The organism is Microbacterium sp. Clip185, from assembly GCF_028743715.1.
Classification (GTDB): Bacteria; Actinomycetota; Actinomycetes; order Actinomycetales; family Microbacteriaceae; genus Microbacterium.
On sequence record NZ_CP117996.1, the window covers coordinates 1,942,461 to 1,966,699 of the forward strand.

A 24,239-nucleotide genomic window follows, 5' to 3' on the forward strand; every position below is an offset into this window, starting at 1 on the left:
CAACGAAGCTCAGCCCAGCAGCGCCTTCGCCGCGTCGGCGAGCGTGCCGGTGGTCGGCTGGTAGTACGCCCATTTCCCGCGCTGCTCGCGCGTGACGAGGCCGGCCTCGACGAGCAGCTTCATGTGGTGGGAGATCGTCGGCTGCGACAGGCCCACGGGGTCGGTGAGGTCGCAGACGCACATCTCGCCGGCGCTGCTCCCGACGATCATCGAGAGCAGCTTCACCCGCGTCGGGTCGCCGAGGGCCTTGAAGACCTTCGCGAGGTCGTGGGCGGTGCCGTCGTCCATCGCCTGGCCGGGGGTGCAGCAGGAGTCGGCGCTGGTGTCGATGGTGACGGGCAGTGCGTTCATGGCTCTATTCTGCCCGACGTATTGACATCTGTCGATATGAGCGTCAGGATCGTCTTGTCTCACATCGAAGAACGTCAATGCATGGAGGTCGCAGTGAACCCTGTCGTCGTCATCGGTGCTGGTCCGCAGGGACTGGCCGCCGCAGCCCATCTGATCGAGCGGGGGCTCGAACCGCTCGTCCTGGAGTCCGGCGACGCCGCCGCTTCGGCTGTGACCGAATGGGGCCACGTGCGCTTGTTCTCGCCGTGGACGGAGCTCACCGACCCCGCGTCGCGACGTCTGCTGGAGCCGACTGGATGGTCGGCCCCGACGCAGGGCTACCCGACCGGCGCGCAGTGGATCGAGCGGTACCTCGCGCCCCTCAGCAATGTGCTCGGCGACCGCGTGCGCTACGGGACGCGGGTCGTCGGCGTCGGCCGGGAGGGCCGCGACCTCTCCGTCGACGCCGGCCGCGCCGAGCAGCCCTTCGTCGTCCACGTCGAGCGCGCGGACGGCACCGAGGAGCGGATCGAAGCGCGTGCGGTGATCGACGCTTCGGGCACCTGGCGCACTCCGAGCCCTGCCGGAGCTGACGGGCTGCCCGCGCTCGGGGAACGCGCTGCAGTCGATGCGGAGCTCCTGGAGCATCGCATGCCCGCGATCGAGGACGCGACCGCGCTGGCTGGCCAGCACATCGTGGTGGTCGGCAACGGCCACTCCGCCGCGACGACGATCGGTACGCTCTCTCGCGTGGCCAAGCGCGAGCCGGGGACGCGGATCACCTGGGTGCTCCGGCGCGGCGCGGTCGGCAACACCTTCGGCGGCGGCAGCGCCGACGAGCTGCCCGAGCGCGGCGCGCTGGGACAGCGGGCGAAGAAGGCCGTCGAGGACGGGCTCGTCGATCTCGTCACTGGATTCCGCACGGAGCAGGTCGTCATCGATGGCGGTCAGGCGGTGCTCATCGCGGAGGACGGCCGCCGGCTCGACCCTGCCGCTCGGGTGTTCGTCGCGACCGGCTTCCGCCCAGACTTGTCCTTCCTCTCGGAGATCCGTCTCGACCTCGACATGCGCCTGCAGGCCCCGTCGAAGATCGCTGCGGAGGTTGATCCGAACGTGCACTCGTGCGGCTCCGTGCGGGCCACGGGCGCTGCTGATCTCGCCCAGCCCGAGTCGGGCTTCTACATCGTCGGTGCGAAGTCCTACGGGCGTGCGCCGACGTTCCTCGCTCTGACCGGGTTCGAGCAGGTGCGCAGCGTCGTCGCCGCGATCGCCGGGGACCACGAGGCCGCCGAGCGCGTGGAGCTCGCTCTGCCGGACACCGGCGTGTGCGGAGGCTCCGGCCTCTTCGACGCGCCGGACGAGTCTGCCAGCACGGGATCGTGTTGCGCGCCGGCCCCGCAGCTCATCCAGCTCGGCGTGGGTTCGGCCTCGTAGGTTCACTACCCATTCGGTTCATGTCAGTGCTGGCTGTATAGTCAGTGTGTGCTGACTATTGCTTCGCGTCTTGACGTCATGAACCGGCTCGGCCGGGCGATGGCGGACCCGACGCGTTCCCGGATCCTGATGACCCTGCTCGCCGGCCCGAGCTATCCCGCCGTGCTCTCGCGCGAGCTGAAACTGACCCGCTCGAACGTCTCGAACCACCTGACCTGCTTGCGCGACTGCGGGATCGTGGTCGCTGAGCCCGAGGGGAGGCAGACGCGCTACGAGATCGCGGACCCGCACCTGGCGGCGGCGCTGACCGCGTTGGTGGACGTGACTCTCGCGGTAGACGAGCACGCGCCCTGCATGGACGCGGCGTGCACGGTGCCGGGCTGCTGCGGGATGGGAGCGAGCGAGTGAGCGCGGCGTGCGGCTGCGAGCACGACGAGCTCGAGACCACCATCAGCGAAGAGGCTGAGGAGGCGGAACACCCCTGGTGGCGGGACCGCGGGATCATGGTCCCGGTCTTCTCCGGCATCGCCTTCCTCACTGGCCTGGTCCTGGAGTGGTCTGGGATGGAGATCCCGGCCTTGGTGTTGTTCTGGATCGGCCTGCTGCTGGGTGCATCGACGTTCACCCCGGGCGCGATTCGGAAGCTGTTCAAGGGTAAGCTCGGCATCGGGCTGCTGATGACGATCAGCGCGGTCGGTGCGGTGATCCTCGGCTATGTCGAGGAGGCCGCAGCGCTGGCGTTCCTGTACTCGATCGCCGAGGCACTGGAAGACAAAGCCATGGACCGCGCCCGCGGCGGGCTCCGGGCGCTGCTCAAGCTCGTCCCGGAGACCGCGACCGTCCGCCGCGACGGTACCTCGGTTGAGGTCCCGGCGAAGGATCTCCAAGTGGGGCAGCTGATGCTGGTGCGGCCGGGCGAGCGGATCGCGACCGACGGCATCGTCCGCACGGGGCGCTCCAGCCTGGACACCTCCGCGATCACCGGGGAGTCGATCCCGGTCGAGGTCGAGCCCGGCGACACGGTCTCAGCCGGTGCGATCAACACCGCTGGGGCGCTGGAGGTCGAGACGACCGCGGCCGGCACCGACAACTCGCTGACCACGATCGTCGACCTGGTGGAGAAGGCTCAGGCCGAGAAGGGCGACCGCGCCCGTCTCGCCGACCGCATCGCCCGCCCCCTCGTCCCGGGCGTGCTGATCCTCGCCGCCCTGGTCGCGATCATCGGGTCGCTGTTCGGCGACCCGGAGCTGTGGATCGCCCGCGCTCTCGTGGTGCTGGTGGCGGCGTCGCCGTGCGCGTTGGCGATCTCGGTCCCGCTGACTGTGGTGGCCGCGATCGGCTCGGCGAGCAAGTTCGGCGTGATCATCAAGTCGGGTGCCGCGTTCGAGCGGTTCGGCGTGATCCGTCACGTCGCCGTCGACAAGACCGGCACCCTCACCCGCAACGAGCCCGCCGTCGCCGCCGTCCTCACCGTAGACGGTGTGAGCGAGGCGGAGGCGCTGGCGTGGGCGGCCGCGTTGGAGCAGCACAGCACCCACCCGCTCGCGGCCGCGATCACCGCCGCTGTGCCGGATGCCCCTGCGGCGGAGGGCGTGACCGAGCAGGCCGGTCACGGCATCGAGGGCGAGCTCGACGGCGCGCGGATCACGGTCGGCAGTCCCCGCTGGCTGCACGCCGGGACGCTCGGCGACCGGGTCGCGGGGCTGGAGGAGCAAGGCATGACGGTCGTGATCGTCCACCGCGACGGCGTCCCGGTCGCCGCGATCGGCGTCCGCGACGAGCTGCGACCGGAGGTCCCCGAGGTCGTGCGCACCCTCGCGACCCAGGGCATCGGGGTGACCATGCTCACCGGCGACAACGCCCGCACCGCCCGCGCCCTCGCTGCGCAAGCAGGGATCGATGACGTCCGCGCCGAGCTGCGCCCCGAAGACAAGGCCGCCGCGATCGCAGAGTTCGGTGCGAAGGGGCCGGTCGCGATGATCGGCGACGGCATCAACGACGCCCCTGCGCTGGCCGCCGCGGACATCGGTATCGCGATGGGCGCGACGGGCTCCGACGCCGCGATCGAGTCGGCCGACGTGGCCTTCACCGGTCACGACCTGCGGCTTCTCCCGCGCGCGTTCGACCACGCCCGTCGGGGGCGGCACATCATCAACCAGAACATCATCCTGTCGCTGCTGATCATCACCGTGCTGCTCCCGCTGGCCCTGTTCGGCGTCCTGGGCCTCGCCGCCGTGGTCCTGGTGCACGAGATCGCCGAGGTCGTCGTCATCCTCAACGGACTGCGCGCCGCCCGGACTCGGAAGGAGCCGACCGCATGAAGGTCGAACTGCTGCACATCGTCGACTGCCCGAACACGGCAATCGCCGAAGCCAACGCACGCGCGGCGCTGGATGCTCTCGGGCTCGGGGCCGTTCCTGTCGAGCTGGTGACGATCCGAACCGAGGCCGAGGCGGCGAGCACCCAGTTCGGAGGCTCGCCCACGATCCTCCTCGACGACGTCGACCTGTTCCCGACGGCCCCGGTTCGCGCGCTGGCGTGCCGGGTCTACGCGACGGAAAGCGGGTACGCCGGAGCGCCCACGCAGGAGCAGATCGAAGCAGCGATGCGAGGCGCATCCCGGTAGAGCGAGAACGACCGGTGACGCGATCACTGGGTCACACCTCACGGCACAACGGTGTTCGCCGTAAAGTTCGCGGACCCGGAAACACACCGGAGGGGTAGGGCCATTGGCCTCTGCCCCTCCGCTGCTCGCAGCTCCTCAGACGAGCAGTTCGGCGAGGAGGGTCTCGACGCGGGCCTTGATGTCGTCGCGAATCGGGCGCACCGCATCGATGCCCTGCCCCGCCGGGTCGTCGAGCTTCCAGTCCTCGTACCGCTTGCCCGGGAAGAACGGGCAAGCGTCGCCGCAACCCATCGTGATCACCACGTCGGAGGCCTGCACGGCCTCGGTGGTGAGCACCTTGGGCTGTTCGGCGGTGATGTCGATCCCCTCCTCGCGCATCGCCTCGACGGCGACCGGGTTGATCTGGTCGGCGGGCATGGACCCGGCGGAGCGGACCTCGACGCGGTCGCCCGCCAACTCGCGGAGATAGCCGGCGGCCATCTGGGAACGGCCGGCGTTGTGGACGCAGACGAAGAGGACGGAAGGCTTCTGGTCGGTCATGGTTGTTCGCTTCTTTCAGTCGGTGAGGGTGGCGAGGAGGCCGCGGACGCGGCCCTCGATGTCCTGGCGGATCGCTTCGACGCCCTCGGGCGAGGCCAGCGCAGGATCGCCCACGGCCCAGTCCTCATAGCGGACGCCGGGGATGATCGGGCAGACGTCGCCGCAGCCCATCGTGACCACCACGTCTGCGGCGCGCACCGCGTCGTCGGTGAGCGGCTTCGGGAACGCCGTCTCGGCCTCCTGCGCGCCCTCGATCTCGGTGAGCAGCGAGCGCACGTGCGGGTGCACGTCCGACGCCGGGGCGGATCCTGCGGAGCGTGCGACGACGCGGCCGTCGGCGAGCTGGTTGACGATCGCGGCGGCGAGCTGGGAGCGGCCCGCGTTCTGCACGCAGACGAACAACACCTGCGGCACCCCGGCCGAGCGGTCCCGCGTCAGGTCGGCGAGGCGCTGCCGGGCGAACCGCTCGGTCAGCGGGATCATGTGCGCCGTCAGCTTCGCCGAACGCACCAGGCCGGCGTAGGACTCGCGCACGATCGCGATCACGAGGTCCCGGTTCAGCCCGGCCAGCTCGTCCGCGAGCTCCTCCGCGAGCCTGGTGACTCGGGCGTCCATCTGCTGCAGGGCCGCGGTCCGTGCCGCGGTGTCTTCGGGGTCGTCGGTGACGGCCGCGGCGGGAGCGAACGCGTCGAGGAGGGCTGCGACGGCGCGCTGTTTGCCCGGGGCGATGCGGTAGTAGACCCAGGTGCCGCGGCGCTCGGACAGCAGCATCCCGGTCTCCTTCAACACCTTCAAGTGGTGCGAAACGGTCGGCTGCGACACCTCGGCGAGGTCCGCGAGGTCGCACACGCAGGACTCGCCGCGCGGGTCGGTCGCGATCGCGGAGAGCATCCGCAGCCGCAGCGGGTCAGCGAGCGCTTTCAGTGCCCCGGCCACGGTCGTGGCGGCCTCGGTGCCGATCGCGTGCGCCGTGGACGGTGCGCACGCGTCGGCGTCAGAGATGACGGTCGTGTCGGTCATGACGTCCTCGATTCGGTGGCGTAGGGATCGGTGTGGAACCAGGCCTTCGCGGCCCAGAGTGAGACGTAGACCAGGCCCACGAGCACGGGCACTTCGATGAGCGGGCCGACGACCCCGGCCAAGGCCTGGCCGGATGCCGCGCCGAAGGTGCCGATCGCGACCGCGATGGCGAGCTCGAAGTTGTTGCCCGCGGCGGTGAACGCGAGCGTCGTGGAGCGCGCGTAGCCCAGACCGAGTGCCTTGCCCAGCAGGATGCCGGCGAACCACATCAGTGCGAAGTAGACCAGCAGCGGCAGCGCGATCCTGGCGACGTCCATCGGGTGGGAGGTGACCTGTTCGCCCTGCAGGGCGAACAGCAGCACGATCGTGAACAGCAGCCCATAGAGCGCCCACGGCCCGATCCTCGGGAGGAACTTCTCCTCGTACCAGTCGCGCCCCTTGCGCTTCTCGCCGATGAACCGGGACGCGAAGCCCGCGACGAGCGGGATGCCGAGGAACACGAGCACGTTCAAGGCGATCTGCCAGACCGAGATCTCCAGCCCCTGCGCATCCAGCCCCAGCCAGCCCGGCAGCACGGTCAGGTAGAACCAGCCCAGCACCGAGAACATCACGACCTGGAATACCGAGTTGATCGCGACCAGCACCGCGGTCGCCTCCCGGTCACCGCACGCGAGATCGTTCCAGATCACGACCATCGCGATGCAGCGCGCGAGACCCACGATGATCAGCCCGGTCCGGTACTCCGGCAGGTCGGGCAGGAAGATCCACGCGAGCGCGAACATCACCGCGGGCCCCACGAGCCAGTTCAGCACGAGCGAGGAGACAAGAAGCTTCTTGTCGCCCGTGACGGCGGCGACCTTGTCGTAGCGGACCTTCGCGAGCACCGGGTACATCATCACCAGCAGGCCCAGCCCGATCGGGATCGAGATCCCGCCGACCTCCATCGCAGAGAGCGCGTCAGAAAGTGCGGGCACGAAACGACCGAGCAAGAGGCCCGCGACCATCGCGAAGCCGATCCACAGCGGAAGCCACTTGTCGAGGGTGGAGAGCCGTTTCGGGGCGGTGCGGGTCAGGGTGTCGGTCATGCGAGCAGCTCTTCGATCTTCGCGACGTAGACGGGTTTCGGGTGCGCGCCGATCAGCACGTCCACCCGCTCTCCGTTCCGGTAGAACCCGAGGGTGGGGATCGAGGTCACGCCGGCCGCGGTCACGGTCTCGGGGTTCTGGTCGGCGTCGACCTTCACGATCTTCACCCGGCCCGCGTAGTCGCTGGCGAGCTGGTCCAGGATCGGGGCGATCGCCTTGCACGGGCCGCACCAGGTCGCCCAGACGTCGACCACGACGGGTAGCTCGGACTCGATCACCTCAGCCCGGAAAGTAGCGTCGGTGACGGGAGTGACGATGCTCATGCGGAGACCTCCAAAGCAAGCTCAGGAACGGTGGTGGGTTCGAGGTTCGACAGGTAGTGCTGGGCGTCCTGCGCGGCCGCGCAGCCGGTGCCCGCGGCGGTGATCGCCTGCCGGTACGTGTGATCGACGAGATCCCCGGCCGCGAACACCCCGGGCAGGTTCGTCCGCGTCGACGGGTGCGCGACCCGCACATACCCGTCCGCGTCGGTGTCGACCTGCCCGGTCACGAGCTCGGAACGCGGGTCGTGCCCGATCGCGACGAACACCCCCGTCGCGTCGAGCGTGCGCTCGGCCCCGGTGACGGTGTCGCGCAGCGTGAGCCCGGTGACCTGCTCATCGCCGAGGATCGCAGCGACCTCACTGTTCCAGGCGACCTCGATCTTCGGGTCCTCCAGCACGCGCTGCGCCATGATCCTCGACGCGCGGAACTCGTCCCGGCGGTGCACGACGGTCACCTTCGACGCGAACCGGGTGAGAAACAGGGCCTCCTCCATCGCGGAGTCCCCGCCGCCGACCACGACGATCTCCTGCTCGCGGAAGAAGAACCCGTCGCACGTCGCGCACCAGGACACTCCGTGCCCCGACAGCCGCTCTTCTTCGGAGAGGCCGAGCTTGCGGTACGCGGAACCCATCGTGAGGACCACCGCCCGCGCCCGGTACGTCGCCCCGGCACCGGTCTCGATGGTCTTCACGTCGCCGTCGAGCTCGAGGCGGATCGCGTCGTCGTAGACGATCCGAGCGCCGAATCGCTCGGCCTGCGCCCGCATCGACTCCATCAGCTCCGGTCCCTGCACGCCATCGACGAAGCCCGGGAAGTTCTCCACCTCCGTCGTCGTCATCAACGCACCGCCCGCGGTCACCGAGCCCGCGATCACGACCGGCGCGAGACCCGCACGCGCCGCGTAGACCGCCGCCGTGTATCCGGCGGGACCGGACCCGACGATGACCAGTTCGACTTCTTGATTCGACATGCTTCTATATTGACATCTATCGAATCAATCCGCGAGTTCGCGATGGCTTTGTCACCGGATGTTCACCTACCGTGCTCAGGCATGGCCGCCAACACCCTTCGCGCGTGAACCTCCGCATCATCGACGAAAAAGGCGCGAAAAGTGCACTCTTCAACAATCGGACCTACCAGTACCGCCGATCACGACGTGCAGTCGGCTCCCATCGGGAAGTGACGCGTCCACGAACGGCTGACTCAGATCGACACGTCGTCCCGTCGCGTGCAGCATGCGCTCGACGAGTTCGCGCACCTGGGATTCGGTGAGCACCACGCCGGTGCGCTCAGATCGCCCCTCACGTGCCACGAAGATCCGGTCGGGTGCGTTGATCCAGACCTCCTCGATGTCCGGATCATCGAGCAGCGGCTGGAGCGGCCCGTATCCGGCGACGGTCGCGAGCACCCCGCGCACGGATGCGTCCTCGTCGTCGAGGGTCGCCGCGCCCCTCGCGAGCGCCGCGTCGTTGTGCCGGCGCACCTCGGCGCGGGCGAGCCGCTCCCCCGCCTCCGGGTCCCGCGTCGGATCGATCCCGTCGGCACGCAGCCGCGCTCGTACCCGTTCGGCGAGCGTGGCCTCGGCGGGCAGCGCATCGCGAAGAGCGGACGACGGTGACATGCGCAGCATCCTGAACGGGACGCGTCCCCGCGCGCTGGAATTATCCACAGCCACCGCACAGAAACGCCCCGACAGGCGGATTCACCAGCGAGGGCCGGCACGATATGCCCCGGAAGGCATACCGCACCGGCCCCGGATGGTTCAGCGAGCGATCAGACCGCCCGGCGATGCGGACGGCGCAGGAACCACGCCATTCCGCCGACCACGATCAATAGCGACCCCAGGAGCGCGACACCCAAGGGTCCCTGCGCACCCGTGGCCGCGAGCTGCCCCGCCGGAACCACGGTGATCAGCTGGCGGGCGACCTCCGATCCGTCGGCACCGAAGACCACGATCGTGTGGACGCCGGCGGGCAGATCAGCGGGGATCTGCACGTCGAACACCACCGTGCCGGTCGTGTCGGCCGCCGGGATACCCGCGATCCGGATGGGATCGCTGCGCAGCTCTGCCGTGACCTGCTCGCCGGGAGCCAGGCCCGTCACGGTGACCTTCACGATGCCGCCGCGCTCGACGGTCGACGTCGACACCGACACGCCGGGAACGCTCGGCTCCTGCGTGGGCTGAGGCGAGGCAGACCCGCTTGGCTGAGGCAACGGCGACCCGCTGGGCTGCGGCGACGGCGAGCCGCTCGGCTCCGGCGACGGGGACTCACTCGGCTCCGGCGACGGTGAACCACTGGGCTCGGGCGACGGTGAACCACTGGGCTCGGGCGACGGGGACCCACTCGGCTCCGGCGAGGGCGACTCGCTCGGCTCCGGGTCGGGCCCGGTGCCGGGCACCGTGCGCGGCTCCACGCCGGTGAGGGTCGGCACGACCGTCTGGAACAGCCCGTCGGAGCCGATCTGGATCCGGTCGATCGTCGTCTCGCGGTGCGTGCCGTCACCGCCCGGGATCGCGAAGCGGTGGTACGCGATGTACCACTCGTCCGTGCCCGGAACGTTGATGATCGAGCTGTGCGCCGGGCCGAGGATCCCCTGCGTGGTGTCCTTCTGCAGCAGGATGCCGCGGTAGGTCCACGGACCGTCGACGCTCGTCGAGGTGGCGTAGCCCACGCGATAGTTCGGCGAGCCCGTGTCATCGATCGAGTACGTCAGGTGGTACAGCCCGTCGCGGTAGTTCATGAACAGCCCCTCGCGGAACTCCGGCAGACCCGAGATCCGCTGGATCGTGCCCGGCACGATGCTGTTCATGTCATCCGACAGCTCGCCGTACAGCGGGCTGCCGTTGCCCCAGAACAGGTAGTACTTGCCCGAGACCGGGTCGTGGAACGCCGCCGGGTCGATGGCCTGCCCGCTCGTGACGCTCTCGTCGTTGCGGATCATCGGCAGATCCTGGGCCGTGAAGGGGCCCTCGGGGCTGTCGGCGACCGCGACGCCGATCATCTTGCGGTTGGCGTTCGGCTCGTGACCACTGAAGTAGAAGTAGTACTTGCCGTCCTTCTCGATGATCGTCGGCGCCCAGGCGTTACCGGTCGCCCACGGCACGTTGCCGTTCGCGCCGTCGAGCGTCAGGAAGGGCTCGGCACTGCGCGTCCAGTCCACGAGGTTCTTGGACTTCCACACGTAGAACGTGTTGCCGCCCCATCCGGGAACGCCGTCGCTCGTCGCGTAGATGTAGTACGTGTCGCCGAACACCGCGATGTTCGGATCTGCGTACAGGCCCGGCAGCACGGGGGTCTTCACCTCGACTGCCTTCAGCGTCCACACGACGTTCTCCGCGCCCTCCCGCGACAGCGTCACGGTCACGGGCGTGGTGAGGTTGCGCACCTTTCCGGATGCGGGCGAGGGAGTCACACCCTCCGCCGTCGCGTAGACGGGGCGGAGCTTCGTGAGGTCCGTCCCGCGGTTGACCGGGAAGGTCACGGTGCGGTTCGCCACATCCACGATCGGCGCCATCTTCAGCACCGACGGGTCGGCGAGGCTCACGCCGCCGAGCACCTCGGTGTTGCCCGAGCGCTCGACGACCTCGCCGGCGGAGAGCGCCCGGTTGTAGAGCACGAAGTCGCTCACCTGACCACGGAAGAGGTTGTCCTCGTTGTAGACGGACTTGCCGATGTAGTTCGCCAGCGTGCGCCCACCCCCGATGTCACCGGGGTCGACAGTGACGTCGTCGTTCTCGGCCACCTGCACACCGTTGAGATACAGCCGGGCGGTGTTGCCGCTCAGCGTGTACACGAGGTGCGCCCATTCACCGCGCGGCAGGGCTGCTGCGGATGTGGCGTTGCGCTCACCCGTCCAGTTGCCCGTCGTGATCGCCGCACGATACGTGTCGTTACCGGTGGAGAACATGTAACCGTTGCCCTTGCCGTCGCCGCCGGTGTTGCCGAAGGCGTACAGGAAGTACGGGTTGCGCTGAGCGGGATCCAGCTTCACGCGGGTCTCGACCGTCACATCCGTCACCCCCGTGAGCAGGTCGTCGGGCAGGTCGACATAGTCGTTCGAGCCGTCGAAGGTCAGGGCGCCGTCCGAGAACGTGGCTCCGCCCTGGATGACGGCGTCGCGCCCGGCTCCCGAGCGGTCGTGCAGCGTGGCGCCCGAGCCGTCCGTGAAGTCGTAGCGCACGATCTCGCCGTCCTCGTTCGCCGAGATCGGCTGCGGCAAGTTGGCGCGCAGCGCCGTGAGCTCGGCCGCCGTCACCGGGACGACCGTGCCGTGGCGGGGGCTCGCGGGCAGACGGTAGTCGGCGGGAACCTGCCAGTTCGGGTTCGCGATGTCGTCGGTCGCGAGCGGGATGTAGCCGCGTCCGCCGTACTCGTCGACGAACAGGTAGTACTTCTCACCGTTCACGTCGCCGGGGTTCGCCTTGAACACCGACGGGCCCTCGACCGCACCGGTTCCCGCGTCGCGGCCGATGCACGAGTCCTCCATCGTCCAGCCCGAAAGCGGCGCGCGCAGATCGGTCGAACGCTCCTGGATGATGTCGCTGCAGCCCGTGCCGCCGGCGCCCTCATCCTTCGTGAAGCGGTGGTAGACGCCGTCGGCCTTGATGACGGTCGAGTCGATACGCGACAGACCGTCGTCCTGCCAGATCTTGGTGTCGCTGAAAGTGACGAAGTCGCGCGTGGTGGCGTACAGCATCCGGTTGTAGGTGTTGCCGGTGTGGTTCACGTCGTCTTCGGCGTAGAGCTTGGACGCCCAGAACACGACGTACTCGCCGATCGACTCGTCGTAGTACGCCTCGGGGGCCCACGTGTTGCCGGCAGTGTCGGGCGAGACCTTCACATGGCGCTGCTCGCTCCAGGTGATGAGGTCATGCGATTCCCACACTTCGATGTACTTCGAGCCCGTGCGCTGCGAGCGGTCCCAGTTGCCGTCGCGGCCGATCGAGAGGTCGGTCGCGATCAGGTAGAACGTGTCGCCCTCGGGCGAGCGGATGAGGAACGGGTCGCGCAGGCCCTTCTCGCCGTAGTTCGAGGTGAGCGCGTAGTTGCCGTTGTTCAGCTCGGTCCACGACAGGGCGTTGTTGCCGTTGCTGGCCGCGAAGTAGATGTTCTCGCCCTGCACCGAGTTTCCGGTGAAGTACGCGAACGTGTACCCCTCGAACGGCGCCAGCTCGACGGCGGCGCGCACCGTGAGCGAGATGTCGCGCGTGCGAGTGACCTCTCCCTTGGTGACGCTGGCGGTGACGGTCACCGACTCGTCGCTCGCGCCGCGGTTCACGACCCCGTCGGTGCCGACGACAGAGGCGTCGGAGGACGACCACGACACGTCGAGGCCCTCCGACGACGTCGGCAGCGTGATGTTGCCGCGCACGTCGTCGGCGTTCGGCACGCTCAACGCGGCGAGCGCCGCATCCACGGCCTGCTCGTCATCGAGAACGGGCGGCACGTACACGAGGTCGGCCACCTCCTCGGCGCTCAGCGCGCGGTCGTAGAGGCGGAAGTCACGGACGCTGCCGGCGAGCAGGCGATCCGCGTTGTACGCGGATCGACCGATGTAGTTGGCGGTCGTCGTGCCCTGTCCGATGTCGCCCGGCTTCGTCGTGGTCTGCGTGTTGACGGCGACCTGCACACCGTCCAGGTAGATGCGCGACGTGTCGGAGGCGTCGTCGAGCGTGTAGGTGAGCGTCTTCCACTCGTCCCGGGGAACGTTGCTCTCGGTGCGAGGGCCCTGCTCCGTGCTCCAGTTTCCGATTCCGATGGCCGCGCGGTACGGGCTGGATGTGGCGAACAGATAGCCGTCGCCGATGCCGTTCGTGGTGTTGCCGAAGTTCCACAGGAAGTGGTTGCCGGTCATCTCCGAACGCACGAGCACCTCGGCGCTGACGGTGACAGAAGAGAGTCCGCGCAGCAGGTCGTTCGGCAGCTTCACGTAGTCGTCGGAGCCGTCCAGCCGGACTCCGTCGCTGCCGGTAAGCGTAGGCGAGCCGATGTACGCGGCATCGCGGCCGTTGCCGGACGAGTCTGCCGCGACCGTGCCGCTCGTCTCGTCGAGCTCGTAGTGCGCGACGAGCCCGGTCGGAGTGTCGGCATGGGCGATCAGTGGGCTGACGAGCGGAGCCGCGACGAGGGCGGCGAGGACGGGAACGGCGAGCGTCCGGGGTGTTCGGCGGCGCGCGGGGGCCGCCGGGTGCAACGTGGGCACGGGCTACGGTCCTTTCGGGGAGCGTCTTTGCTGTGACCGACGACAGCGTCGGCTCCCCGAATGTTAGCGCTCACTCACCTTGCCTGTCAGCCTTCAGTTTCGGGAGCGCTCCCGCGATGGGGCCCGCGGGTGCCGAGTTTGTCGAACCGGATTGCTCATGCGCGAGCAAGGCGCCGTGGTGACCGCGCCGTAGCGTCGGCCGCACCATCCACCCCAGAAGCAAGGAGCTGTCCCGTGGCCACACCCACCATCGTCCTGGTGCACGGCGCGTTCGCCGACGCCGCCAGCTGGGCACCTGTCACTCGTGAGCTGCTGGATCGCGGCTACGACGTGCGCGTTCCCCCCGTCTACAACCGGAGCCTCGGCGAGGATGCCGCATCCATCAAGGCGTTCGTCGAGACGATCGACGGCGACGTCGTGCTCGCCGGGCACTCTTACGGCGGAGCCGTCATCACCGTCGCCGGAGAAGCCGCGAACGTCGCCGCGCTCGTCTACGTCTCGGGCTACGTGCTCGAGGTCGGCGAGAGCCTCGGCCAGCTGCAGGGCGGCTTCCCCGACTCCGAGCTCGCCGCCAACCTCGTCTACACGCCGTACCCGGTGCCCGGCAGCGACGAGCCCGGAACGGACGTCTCGGTGGCGATCGCCGCGTTCCCCGAGGTCTTCGCTGCGGGCGTGGACCTCGCGCGCGCCCAGGTGCTCGCCGTCTCGCAGCGCCCACTGTCGGCGGCGGCCTTCTCGGAGCCCGCGACCTTCGCCGCGTGGAAGACCAAGCCGGCGTGGGGCATCGTCTCGAGCGAGGACCACACCATCAACCCCGAGGTCGAGCGCTTCGGTTACACGCGCGCCGGACTCCGCGGCATCGTGGAGCTTGCCGCGCCCCACCTCGCGATGCAGAGCCACCCGAACGAGGTGGCCGATCTCATCGAGACGGCGGTGAGCGAAGTCACCGCGTCCTGACGCGACCTGTGCGTCGTCGCGATCCGCGGCGACGCACAGGTGATCCGAAGCGCGCTGGATAGACTGTCCCCACCCGCGGGAGTGGTGAAATTGGCAGACACGCAGGATTTAGGTTCCTGTGCTTTCGAGCGTGTGGGTTCAAGTCCCACCTTCCGCACGGGGACGGGGGCGTGTCACCCGCGCCCCGCATCCTGACATCCGATCGACGGGACGCCCGTGCACTCCATCGCCCTCATCCCCTGGCTCTCCCCCGAGACGATCATCGCGGCGGCCGGCCCGTGGGCTCTCGCCGTGGTCTGCTTCATCGTGTTCGCCGAGACGGGGCTGCTCATCGGCTTCCTGCTGCCCGGCGACACGCTGCTCATCATCTCCGGACTGCTCTCGCACTCCTCGGATGTGGCGCCCAACGGTGTCTTCGGCGTCAACGTCTGGATCGTGGCCCTGCTGATCGGTCTCGCCGCCTTCGTGGGTGGCGAGGTGGGCTACCTGATCGGCCACAAGGGCGGGCCGGCGATCTTCGAGCGCAAAGAGTCGGGACTGTTCAGCAAGAAGAACGTCGAGCGAACCAATGCGTTCTTCGAGCGCTTCGGCGGGCTGACCGTCATCTTCGCCCGGTTCGTTCCCATCGTGCGCACCTTCGCGCCCGTCGCCGCCGGCGTCGGCCACATGCCGTGGCGCAAGTACAGCCTGTACAACCTCATCGGCGCGATCCTCTGGGGCTTCGGGCTCACGATGATCGGGTTCCTGGTCGGCTACATCCCCTGGGTCGCCCACATCGTCACCGAGTACATCGACATCATCCTCATCGGTGTCGTGGCGATCACGGCGGCCGTCACGCTGTGGCACTACTTCCGCGAGCGCGCGAAGGTCAAGAAGGAGCAGCGCGACGAGGCCGTCTCGGGCGAGTAAGCCCGCCGCATCCGGTCACGACGCCTTCGAACTCTTCTTCCGCTTCGACGCCGGCTTTTCGTCGGTCGTCGACGACGAGTCCTTCTTCGACGCCCGACTGCGCTCCACGCTCGCGCGCAGGGCCGCCATGAGGTCGATGACCTCCCCGCCGTCCTTCTCGTCGCTCTCCTCGCCGAACGTGGCCGAGGTGTCGACGCTCTCCCCCTTCTCGAGCTTCGCCTCGATCAGCGTGCGCAGCTGCTCCTGATACTCGTCGCGGAACTCGGTGGGGTCGAAGTCGGACGAGAAGCTGTCGACCAGCGCCGCCGACAGCTCCAGTTCCTTCGCGGAGATCTTCACGTCCTCATCGAGCGACGGGAAGGACGCCTCGCGCACCTCGTCGGCCCACAGCAGCGTCTGCAGCACCAGCACGTCGCCGCGTACGCGCAGCGCGGCCAGCCGGGTCTTCTGGCGCAGCGAGAACTGCACGATCGCGGTGCGGTCGGTCTGCTCGAGCGTGCGCCGCAGCAGCACATAGGCCTTCGGCGACGAGGAATCCGGCTCGAGGTAGTAGGCCTTGTCGAGGGTGAGCAGATCCACCTGATCGCTCGGCACGAACTCGACGACCGAGATCTCCCGCGACTTCTCCGCCGGCAACGACTCGAGGTCCTCTTTCGTGAGCACCACGGTGCGGTCGCCGTCGTCGTACGCCCGGTCGATGTCGGCGTACGGCACGACCTCTCCGTCGAGCTCGCAGACACGCTGATACCGGATGCGGCCGCCATCCGCCGCGTGCACCTGATGCAGCGAGACGTCGTGATCCTCCGTGGCGGAGTACACCTTCACCGGCACGTTCACGAGCCCGAATGCCACGGCGCCCTTCCATATCGACCTCATAGGCCTAGTAGACATCCCAGCCGCGCGTGGCGGCTAGGGGTTGCGAGCCTCTTGCATCCGACGTGCGCGCACGCAACGGGTGCGCTCGCCAGGCACCGGACGGCAGGATGGGCCCATGTCCCCGCGTGAGCAGACCGTCGACGTGGAGGGTCGCCGCATCCGCGTCAGCCACCTCGACAAGGTGCTCTACCCCGCCGTCGGCACCACCAAGGCGGAGGTCATCGACTACTACGCGCGGATCGCGCCCTTGCTGCTCCCCCACCTCGACGGGCGGCCCGTGACGCGCAAACGCTGGCCCGACGGCGTGGACACCGAGCCCTTCTTCGCGAAGAACCTCGAGCGCGGCGCCCCCGAGTGGCTGCGACGCCAGAGCATCGAGCACTCCACCGGCACGAAGGACTACGTGCTCGTCGACGACGTTCCGACCCTGGTGTGGCTCGCACAGACCGCGAGCCTCGAGTTGCACACGCCGCAGTGGCGCTTCGACGCCGACGGACACCCGTCGGATCCCGACCGACTGGTTCTCGACCTCGACCCCGGCGATGACATCGACCTGCCCGTCGTCGCCGAGGTCGCACGATGGGCGCGCGCGATACTCACGGATGCCGGGCTCGTACCGTTTCCCGTCACGAGCGGCAGCAAGGGCATCCATCTGTACTGCGCGCTCCCCGCGGGCCAGACGAGCGAGGCGGCGTCCGCGCTCGCAAAGGAGCTGGCCCGGTCGCTCGAGGCCGACCACCCCGACCTCGTCGTCAGCAGCATGTCGCGAGCGCTTCGTCCCGGCAAGGTGTTCGTCGACTGGTCGCAGAACAACGGCAAGAAGACGACCATCGCCCCGTACTCGCTGCGTGGCCGGGCACGACCCACGGTGGCGGCGCCGCGAACCTGGGAGGAACTGGACGACCCCGGCCTCGCGCAGCTCGATTTCATCGAGGTGCTCGCGCGCGCAGAGAAGGACGGCGACCCTCTCGCGGCGCTCCGCCCCCGCCGCGGGAGCGCCGGGCCGCTGCGCACCTACATCTCCAAGCGATCCGCCGACCGCACGCCCGAGCCGGTGCCCTCAGACCCGGCCGCCGATCCGGCGTCCGCCGGTGCGCCGCGCTTCGTCATCCAGGAGCATCACGCGAGGCGCCTGCACTACGACCTGCGCCTCGAACACGACGGCGTGTTCGTGAGCTGGGCCGTGCCCAAGGGTGTGCCCGAGACCGTGAAACGCAACCATCTCGCGGTCATGACCGAGGATCATCCGCTCTCCTACGGCACCTTCGAGGGCCGCATCCCCGCGGGCGAGTACGGCGCGGGCGAGGTGACGATCTGGGACGCCGGTACCTACGAGGCGGAGAAGTGGCGAGCGGACGAGGTCATCTTCACCGTGACCGGCCGGAAAGGCGGCCCCCTCGGCACCGCCCGGCTAGCCCTCATCCGCACCGATGGCGAGGGCGAGAAGTCGACGTGGCTCCTGCACCGGATGAAGGACCACACCGCGCCGGTCGTCGCATCCGCTGCACCCTGGCCGGACGAACTGTCGCCCTCTCGACTGCGTCCGATGCTCGCCGAGAACTCCACCGCTGGTCTGGCGGCCGCGGCGGCGCGCCGGTGGGGCGAAGCGTGGGCGGAAATGAAGTGGGACGGCGTGCGCGCCCTCGCGTTCTGGGACGGCGAGCGGATGCTGCTGCGTGCCCGGAGCGGAACCGACATCACCGAGAGGTATCCCGAGCTCACCGCCGACCCCGGGCTCGGGCGTGCGGCCTGCATCCTCGACGGGGAGATCGTCGCCCTGGACGAGCGTGGACGGCCGAGCTTCCCCCTGCTGCAGTCGCGCATGCACCTCGCTAAGGCGGCGGAGATCCGGCGCGAGGCGGAACGGATCCCCGTGCACCTGCACCTGTTCGATGTCCTCGCCCTCGACGGCGAGGACCTCACCGCTCTGCCGCTGCGCGAGCGACGCAGACGCCTCGAGGGTCTCGCCCGCGACCTCAACGCACCCTGGGTCGTGCCGCCCGTGTTCGATGACCTGGATGCGGCGCTGGAGGCCAGTACCGCGTTCTCGCTCGAGGGGGTCATGGTCAAGAACCCGGCATCCGTGTACCGTCCGGGCCGGCGCAGCGACCAGTGGCTGAAGATCAAGCACGTCGCCATGCAGGAGGTCGTGATCGGTGCGATCCGCCCGGGTCGCAACGGTCGCGGCGGCATCGGATCGCTGCTCATGGGAGTGCCCTCCCCCGACGGACTTCGTTATGTCGGCCGGGTGGGGACGGGCTTCAGCGAGCGGGAGCTGCGCCGGCTCGACGAGGTGCTGCAGCCGCTGCGGACCGACGCGTCCCCCTTCCTCGATGTGCCGCACGCCGACGCGTCGGACGCGTTGTGGGTGCGCCCGGAGATCGTCGCCGAGGTCGGCTACGCCGAGGTCACGCCCGACGGCAGACTGCGACAGGCACGCTGGCGCGGACTCCGACCCGACAAGAAACCGGACGAGGTCCGAGACGAGACGTGATCAGGCGTGCGCCTCGTGCTCGACGTGATCGGCGGGCTCGAGCTGGAAGGTCGAGTGCTCGACGTCGAAGTGCGTGGCCAGGCAGCCCTGCAGATCGCTGAGGATGCGGGCTGCGCCTCCGGTGGCATAGGCCTCTTCGTCGACCACGACGTGCGCCGTGAACACCGGAGCGCCGCGGGTGAGCTGCCAGACGTGCAGGTCATGGACGGCGACGACGCCGGGCGTCCCGAGGATGTGGGCACGGATCGTGTCGACCTCGACGCCCTTCGGGGTCGCCTCGCTCAGCACCGAGACCACTTCGCGCAGCAGGCCGATGGCGCGCGGCACGATCATGGCGGCGATGAGCAGCGACGCGATCGCGTCGGCCGGCAGCCAGCCGGTGAGCAGGATGACGACCGCCGCGACGATGACCGCGACCGAGCCGAGCAGGTCGCCCAGCACTTCGAGATACGCGCCGCGCACGTTGATGCTCGTACGCTGCGCCGCGCCCAGCAGCCACATCGCGACGGCATTGGCGATGAGGCCGACCGCGGCGACGCCGAGCATCAGCCCGCCGGCCACCTCCGCCTCGGCAGGGTTGATGAGCCGCGTGATCGCTTCGACACCGACCCACAGCGAGAGCCCGAGAAGGATCACGCCGTTCGCGAGCGCGCCGAACACCTCCGCGCGCTGGTATCCGAAGGTGCGACGGTCGTTGGCGGGGCGCGCCGCCACAGCGCTGGCGATCAGCGCGATGACGAGGGCCGCCGCATCCGTCAGCATGTGGGCGGCGTCCGCGAGCAGCGCCAGCGACCCGGACAGGATCGCGCCGACCACCTGCACGACGAACACCGTCGAGGTGATCCCGAGCGAGATCGAGAGAAGGCGGCGGTTGCTGCCGCCGCGGACTCCGGATGCGGGCGCGTGATCGTGCATGGCACCAGGCTAGGCGCCGCGCCACGCCCTCAGACGGTTTGCGCGCAATCGGGAACGAGAGTGATTCTCGCTCCCGCGCTCAGAGCTCGACGCGAACGAGACTCACGTCTCCGACGCGACATAGCGCTGCATCCGCTCGAGAATGCTGCCCCGGTACGGCAGCCTTGCGGCCAGATCGAGGGCGTTCACCCCGTACCGCGAGATCGTCGTGAAATCGAGGCGCGGCTGCTCGAACCAGAGGTCATACAGCGGCGTGAGCTGCTCATCCGTGAACTTCAGGTTGAGCACGTCGAGAAATGGGAGCCTGCCATCGAGATCAGGCGCGTTCACGTCGGCCCCTCGCTGGATGAGTCGGCGAGCGAGCGACGTGTCCTCGTCGATGTCGTGCTTCACCTGCGCGAAAAGCACATGAAGCACCGTCGCCCCTCCGGAGCCGGGTCCGCCGAGCGGGCAGTCGTCGTCGAGCAGTGCGTTCGAGATCTCGTAGCGCGAGGGGAGATCCGTGTTACCGAGGGCGTAGAGCAGAAGGCTGCATCCTCGGTCATCGAGCCGCCTCGCCAAAGCCGCTGAGTAGCCCGCGAAGAACGTCGACGCCGGCTTCATGCGCGCCGTGAGGAAGAGATCCATGACGCTCGTGATTCTCGCTCCCGCGGTCAGAGCTCGCTGAGCAGCGGTCCGAGCTCGGCGAAGGCGCGGGCGCGGTGCGAGGCGGCGTTCTTCTCGGCGGCCGAGAACTGACCCACCGTGCGCTCCGTGCCGGACTGGCCGTCCGGGATGAAGATCGGGTCGTACCCGAATCCACCGGCACCGTCGGCGGCGGGTGCGAGCCGGCCCGGCCAGACGCCCTCGACGACGTGCTCGGCACCGCCGGGCATCACGAGCGCGATCGTGGAGACGAACTGCGCGGTGCGGTGCGGGTCGGCGATGTCGGACAGCTGATCGAGCAGCAGCTCCAGGTTGGCTGCGGCATCCTTGCGGTGTCCGGCCCAGTACGCGGAGAACACGCCCGGCGCTCCCCCGAGCACGTCGACGCAGATGCCCGAGTCGTCGGCGAGCGCCGGAAGCCCCGTGTAGGCCGCCGCGGCACGGGCCTTGATGAGCGCGTTGGCGGCGAAGGTCACGCCGTCCTCGACGGGCTCCGGCCCGTCGTAGCCGATGACGGTGAGGTCGGGACGCGTCGCCTGCAGGATGTGGCGGAATTCCTCGACCTTGTGCGGGTTGTGCGTGGCGAGCACCACGCGGTCGGTCACGCGTCGGCTCCCGCTGCGAGCGCAGCTGCCTGCGCCTGGCTCAGCTCGCCGCATCCGGCGACCGCCAGCTCCAGCAGGGCGTCGAGCTCGCGCTTGTCGAACGGCGCCCCCTCGGCGGTGCCCTGCACCTCGACGAAGAGCCCGCGTCCGGTGACGACGACGTTCATGTCGGTCTCGGCGCGCACGTCCTCGACGTACGCGAGGTCGAGCATCGGCTCACCGTCGATGATGCCGACCGAGACCGCCGAGACGGAGTCGAAGAGCACCTGCGCCTTCTGGCCGATGAACTTCTTGCGACGGCCCCACTCGATCGCATCCGCGAGGGCGACGTACGCGCCCGTGATGGCCGCCGTGCGCGTGCCGCCGTCGGCCTGCAGCACGTCGCAGTCGATGACGATCGTGTTCTCACCCAGGGCCTTCGTGTCGACGACCGCGCGCAGCGCCCGGCCGATGAGGCGGGAGATCTCGTGCGTGCGGCCGCCGATCTTTCCCTTGACGCTCTCGCGGTCGTTGCGGTCGTTCGTGGCGCGCGGCAGCATCGCGTACTCAGCCGTGATCCACCCCTTGCCCTTGCCCGTGAGCCACCGGGGCACGCCGTTCGTGAACGACGCGGTGCACAGCACCTTCGTGTTGCCGAAGGAGATGAGTGCGGAACCCTCGGCCTGGCTCGACCAGCCGCGCTCGATCGTCACGGGACGCAGCTGCGAGACGGTGCGCCCATCGGCGCGGGTGATGTCGGTCATCGTTCTCCTCGGGTAGGGCGGATGCGGGAAAGTCGGGGATGCGGCGTCAGGACGCGGTCGTGCGGGGAAGATCGATCGTGCCGGTCTGCACGAGCTGCACCTGACGCACCTCGCGCCCCATGAGGCGGTGCGCGAGCTGGATGAAGTCGTCGGCCGACGAGCCCGTCGCCTCGTAGACGTGCTGGGCCACGGCGTCGGGCCCTGCCAGCAGATCGCGGGACACGAGCTGACGGTAGACGTCCTTGGCCGTCTCGGTGTCGCTCGAGACGAGACTGGTGCCCTCACCCATGACGTAGCTGATAGCCCCCTCGAGGAAGGGGTAGTGCGTGCAGCCGAGCACGAGCGTGTCGACGCCGGCGTGACGCAGGGGTGCGAGATAGTCCTCGGCCACCTGCAGCACCTCGGGAGAGCCGGTGACACCCGCCTCGACGAAGTCGACGAACCGGGGGCAGGCCTGCGCGAACACGGTGACGTTCGGGTTCACCTCGAGCATGTCCTGGTAAGCACCGGATCCGATCGTTCCCGTCGTGCCGATGACGCCGATGCGGCTGTTGCGAGTCGTCGCGAGCGCGGTGCGCACGGCGGGGCCGATGACCTCGACCACGGGCACGTCGTAGCGCTCACGCGCATCCCGGAGCACCGCGGCCGACGCCGTGTTGCAGGCGATCACGAGCATCTTCACGCCCTGCTCCACGAGCGTGTCGAGGATCTCGAGCGAATACCGACGCACATCCGCGATGGGCTTCGGGCCGTAGGGCGAGCGCGCAGTGTCGCCGATGTAGAGCAGCGATTCGCGCGGCAGCAGCTGCGAGATCGCGCGGGCGACGGTCAGACCACCCACTCCGGAGTCGAAGATCCCGATCGGCGCGTCGTTCACCACGATCATCCAGCCTACCCGCGCTCGGTAGAGTGACCGCCATGCCCGAGACCACCTCGCTGCTCACCGACCGCTACGAGCTGACCATGATCGAGGCGGCGCTGCGCGACGGCACCGCCTCGCGTCCCACGGTCTTCGAGCTCTTCGCCCGCCGTCTGGCGGGAGGACGCCGCTTCGGCGTGGTCGCGGGGACCGGCCGGCTGCTGTCGCTGCTGCGTGAGTTCCGCTTCGGCGACGACGAGCTGCGCTACCTGCGCGACAACCGCGTGGTGGATGCGGACACTCTCGCCACCCTCGCCGACTTCCGCTTCACCGGATCGATCTCCGGATATCGCGAGGGTGAGCTGTACTTTCCCGGCTCCCCCGTGCTGACCGTCGAAGGCAGCTTCCTCGAGGCCGTGATCCTGGAGACCCTCGCCCTCAGCGTGCTCAACCACGACTCCGCCGTCGCCACCGCGGCCGCGCGGATGTCGCTGGCCGCCGGCGACCGACCACTGGCCGAGATGGGCTCGCGGCGAGCCGGCGAGCGATCGGCCGTCGCCGCCGCGCGCGCCGCATACATCGCCGGCTTCGGTGCGACGAGCAACCTGGAGGCGGGTCGCACCTGGGGCATCCCCACGATGGGCACCGCCGCGCACGCATGGACGCTGCTCCACGAGCGCGAAGAGGACGCCTTCCGCGCGCAGATCGCCGCCCAGGGACTCGGCACGACGCTGCTCGTGGACACCTATGACATCGAGCGGGGCGTCGAGACGGCGATCCGCGTGGCAGGCACGGGGCTCGGCGGGGTGCGCATCGACTCGGGCGACCTGCCCGTCGTCGCCGCTCGGGTGCGGGCGCAGCTGGACGCGCTCGGCGCCACCGGCACGCGCATCACCGTCACGAGCGACCTCGATGAGTACGCGCTCGCGGCACTCGCCGCCTCCCCCGTGGACGCCTACGGCGTCGGCACCTCCGTTGTCACCGGCTCGGGCACCCCCACCGCGGGGATGGTCTACAAGCTGGTCGCGCGTCAGGATGCCGACGGCACCTGGGTCGGGGTCGCCAAAGCGTCCGCCGAGAAGACCTCGACGGGTGGGCGGAAGTCTGCCTTCCGAGGGCTGCGCGACGGAATCGCCGAGGCTGAGCTCATCCGCATCGACGAGTCGGAATCACCGGCCGAACTCGCCGACGCGCGAGCACTGCAGGTCCCGCTCGTTCAACGCGGCGAGATCGACGCCTCCCACGAAGGGTCCGAGGGTGTGCACGCGGCACGATCCCACCACCTCGCGGTCCGCAGGGAGCTGCCGCTCGCGGCGCACGGCCTCAGCCGGTCGGATCCGGCGATTCCCACCCGCTATGTGTGAGCGCGGCGAGTCACTGCTGCAGCGACTCGTAGATCTCCTTGCATGACGGGCAGACCGGGAACTTCTCCGGATCGCGGCCCGGCGTCCACTTCTTGCCGCACAGCGCGCGCACGGGCTTGCCCGTGATGGCGGACTCGAGGATCTTCTCCTTCTTCACGTAGTGCGAGAAGCGCTCATGATCGCCGGGCTCGATGGTCTCTTCGCGGATGAGCTCTTCGAGCTCGCGGTCGAGGGTGGCGAGGCCGCCCTGGTCGGGGCTGTCGGCAGGGGTGCTCATGGACAGCAAGTGTAGCCGCGAGGGGTGTGCGC

General features: G+C 69.2%; 23 protein-coding genes and 1 tRNA gene. 9 read left to right on the forward strand and 15 right to left on the reverse strand.

Annotation, left to right across the window (positions count from 1 at the left end; translation table 11 throughout):
* Nucleotides 1-9 precede the first annotated feature (9 nt).
* Nucleotides 10-351, reverse strand: coding sequence for an ArsR/SmtB family transcription factor (locus PQV94_RS09450; protein WP_098408594.1), 342 nt, complete (start codon nucleotides 349-351; stop codon nucleotides 10-12).
* Between the two features lie 81 nt (nucleotides 352-432).
* On the opposite strand from PQV94_RS09450, the gene PQV94_RS09455 reads away from it, so the two are divergent.
* Genes PQV94_RS09455 through PQV94_RS09470 form a run of 4 tightly spaced genes read left to right on the forward strand, consistent with a single transcriptional unit; the run spans nucleotide 433 to nucleotide 4,390 of the window.
* Nucleotides 433-1,764 carry an NAD(P)-binding domain-containing protein gene (locus tag PQV94_RS09455; RefSeq protein WP_274285609.1) on the forward strand — a complete coding sequence of 444 codons (1,332 nt, stop codon included), beginning with the start codon at nucleotides 433-435 and terminating at the stop codon, nucleotides 1,762-1,764.
* A 48-nt stretch (nucleotides 1,765-1,812) separates the two neighbouring features.
* On the forward strand, nucleotides 1,813-2,172 hold the full coding sequence (gene cmtR / locus PQV94_RS09460; RefSeq protein ID WP_144882518.1) for a Cd(II)/Pb(II)-sensing metalloregulatory transcriptional regulator CmtR: 360 nt from the start codon (nucleotides 1,813-1,815) through the stop codon (nucleotides 2,170-2,172).
* Nucleotides 2,169-4,085, forward strand: a complete 1,917-nt coding sequence (locus PQV94_RS09465; RefSeq protein WP_274285610.1) for a heavy metal translocating P-type ATPase — start codon at nucleotides 2,169-2,171, stop codon at nucleotides 4,083-4,085. The genes cmtR and PQV94_RS09465 overlap by 4 nt, the downstream gene beginning before the upstream one ends.
* Complete coding sequence (locus tag PQV94_RS09470; protein ID WP_274285611.1) at nucleotides 4,082-4,390, forward strand: hypothetical protein; 309 nt, start codon at nucleotides 4,082-4,084, stop codon at nucleotides 4,388-4,390. Before PQV94_RS09465 ends, PQV94_RS09470 begins: the two co-directional genes overlap by 4 nt.
* Before the next feature lie 135 nt (nucleotides 4,391-4,525).
* On the opposite strand, the gene PQV94_RS09475 is transcribed toward PQV94_RS09470, so the two are convergent.
* The 7 genes from PQV94_RS09475 to PQV94_RS09505 form a co-directional block, all read right to left on the reverse strand.
* A complete protein-coding gene (locus tag PQV94_RS09475; RefSeq protein ID WP_098408599.1) occupies nucleotides 4,526-4,930 on the reverse strand; it encodes an arsenate reductase ArsC in 405 nt (134 codons plus the stop codon).
* A gap of 15 nt (nucleotides 4,931-4,945) precedes the next feature.
* Nucleotides 4,946-5,950: a metalloregulator ArsR/SmtB family transcription factor gene (locus PQV94_RS09480; protein WP_144882516.1), complete on the reverse strand. Its 1,005-nt coding sequence runs from the start codon at nucleotides 5,948-5,950 to the stop codon at nucleotides 4,946-4,948.
* Complete coding sequence (arsB, locus tag PQV94_RS09485; RefSeq protein ID WP_144882515.1) at nucleotides 5,947-7,035, reverse strand: ACR3 family arsenite efflux transporter; 1,089 nt, start codon at nucleotides 7,033-7,035, stop codon at nucleotides 5,947-5,949. The genes PQV94_RS09480 and arsB overlap by 4 nt, the downstream gene beginning before the upstream one ends.
* Complete coding sequence (gene trxA / locus PQV94_RS09490; RefSeq protein WP_274285612.1) at nucleotides 7,032-7,358, reverse strand: thioredoxin; 327 nt, start codon at nucleotides 7,356-7,358, stop codon at nucleotides 7,032-7,034. The genes arsB and trxA overlap by 4 nt, the downstream gene beginning before the upstream one ends.
* Nucleotides 7,355-8,329, reverse strand: a complete 975-nt coding sequence (gene trxB / locus PQV94_RS09495; RefSeq protein ID WP_098408603.1) for a thioredoxin-disulfide reductase — start codon at nucleotides 8,327-8,329, stop codon at nucleotides 7,355-7,357. Before trxB ends, trxA begins: the two co-directional genes overlap by 4 nt.
* A gap of 150 nt (nucleotides 8,330-8,479) precedes the next feature.
* Nucleotides 8,480-8,980: an ATPase, T2SS/T4P/T4SS family gene (locus PQV94_RS09500; protein ID WP_274285613.1), complete on the reverse strand. Its 501-nt coding sequence runs from the start codon at nucleotides 8,978-8,980 to the stop codon at nucleotides 8,480-8,482.
* Between the two features lie 152 nt (nucleotides 8,981-9,132).
* The gene (locus PQV94_RS09505) at nucleotides 9,133-13,563 is read right to left on the reverse strand and encodes a family 43 glycosylhydrolase (protein ID WP_274285614.1); all 4,431 of its coding nucleotides are present in this window, start codon (nucleotides 13,561-13,563) and stop codon (nucleotides 9,133-9,135) included.
* A gap of 234 nt (nucleotides 13,564-13,797) precedes the next feature.
* On the opposite strand from PQV94_RS09505, the gene PQV94_RS09510 reads away from it, so the two are divergent.
* The 3 genes from PQV94_RS09510 to PQV94_RS09520 all read left to right on the forward strand — a co-directional run bounded on the left by PQV94_RS09510 (nucleotide 13,798) and on the right by PQV94_RS09520 (nucleotide 15,429).
* The gene (locus PQV94_RS09510) at nucleotides 13,798-14,520 is read left to right on the forward strand and encodes an alpha/beta hydrolase (protein WP_274285615.1); all 723 of its coding nucleotides are present in this window, start codon (nucleotides 13,798-13,800) and stop codon (nucleotides 14,518-14,520) included.
* Nucleotides 14,521-14,595: 75 nt separating this feature from the next.
* Nucleotides 14,596-14,677: transfer RNA gene (locus PQV94_RS09515), tRNA-Leu, on the forward strand.
* A 59-nt stretch (nucleotides 14,678-14,736) separates the two neighbouring features.
* Nucleotides 14,737-15,429: a DedA family protein gene (locus PQV94_RS09520; protein ID WP_274285616.1), complete on the forward strand. Its 693-nt coding sequence runs from the start codon at nucleotides 14,737-14,739 to the stop codon at nucleotides 15,427-15,429.
* A gap of 15 nt (nucleotides 15,430-15,444) precedes the next feature.
* On the opposite strand, the gene ku is transcribed toward PQV94_RS09520, so the two are convergent.
* A complete protein-coding gene (gene ku, locus PQV94_RS09525) occupies nucleotides 15,445-16,305 on the reverse strand; it encodes a non-homologous end joining protein Ku (RefSeq protein WP_274285617.1) in 861 nt (286 codons plus the stop codon).
* A 115-nt stretch (nucleotides 16,306-16,420) separates the two neighbouring features.
* Between ku and PQV94_RS09530 the strand changes: the two genes are divergently transcribed.
* The gene (locus PQV94_RS09530; protein ID WP_274285618.1) at nucleotides 16,421-18,799 is read left to right on the forward strand and encodes an ATP-dependent DNA ligase; all 2,379 of its coding nucleotides are present in this window, start codon (nucleotides 16,421-16,423) and stop codon (nucleotides 18,797-18,799) included.
* Here the strand turns inward: PQV94_RS09530 and PQV94_RS09535 are convergent, their stop codons facing one another.
* The 5 genes from PQV94_RS09535 to murI form a co-directional block, all read right to left on the reverse strand.
* Nucleotides 18,800-19,714 carry a cation diffusion facilitator family transporter gene (locus PQV94_RS09535; RefSeq protein WP_274285619.1) on the reverse strand — a complete coding sequence of 305 codons (915 nt, stop codon included), beginning with the start codon at nucleotides 19,712-19,714 and terminating at the stop codon, nucleotides 18,800-18,802. It lies immediately after the preceding gene.
* 102 nt (nucleotides 19,715-19,816) lie between these two features.
* Nucleotides 19,817-20,341 (reverse strand): hypothetical protein, encoded by a 525-nt coding sequence (locus PQV94_RS09540; protein WP_274285620.1) that lies wholly within the window; start codon nucleotides 20,339-20,341, stop codon nucleotides 19,817-19,819.
* A 26-nt stretch (nucleotides 20,342-20,367) separates the two neighbouring features.
* Nucleotides 20,368-20,964, reverse strand: coding sequence for an RdgB/HAM1 family non-canonical purine NTP pyrophosphatase (gene rdgB / locus PQV94_RS09545; protein WP_274285621.1), 597 nt, complete (start codon nucleotides 20,962-20,964; stop codon nucleotides 20,368-20,370).
* Nucleotides 20,961-21,707, reverse strand: coding sequence for a ribonuclease PH (gene rph / locus PQV94_RS09550; RefSeq protein ID WP_274285622.1), 747 nt, complete (start codon nucleotides 21,705-21,707; stop codon nucleotides 20,961-20,963). Before rph ends, rdgB begins: the two co-directional genes overlap by 4 nt.
* Nucleotides 21,708-21,753: 46 nt before the next feature.
* Nucleotides 21,754-22,584 (reverse strand): glutamate racemase, encoded by an 831-nt coding sequence (murI, locus tag PQV94_RS09555; RefSeq protein WP_274288257.1) that lies wholly within the window; start codon nucleotides 22,582-22,584, stop codon nucleotides 21,754-21,756.
* A gap of 41 nt (nucleotides 22,585-22,625) precedes the next feature.
* On the opposite strand from murI, the gene PQV94_RS09560 reads away from it, so the two are divergent.
* Nucleotides 22,626-23,930, forward strand: coding sequence for a nicotinate phosphoribosyltransferase (locus tag PQV94_RS09560; protein ID WP_274285623.1), 1,305 nt, complete (start codon nucleotides 22,626-22,628; stop codon nucleotides 23,928-23,930).
* Between the two features lie 10 nt (nucleotides 23,931-23,940).
* On the opposite strand, the gene PQV94_RS09565 is transcribed toward PQV94_RS09560, so the two are convergent.
* A complete protein-coding gene (locus PQV94_RS09565; RefSeq protein ID WP_137417359.1) occupies nucleotides 23,941-24,207 on the reverse strand; it encodes a DUF3039 domain-containing protein in 267 nt (88 codons plus the stop codon).
* Between the last annotated feature and the right edge of the window lie 32 nt (nucleotides 24,208-24,239).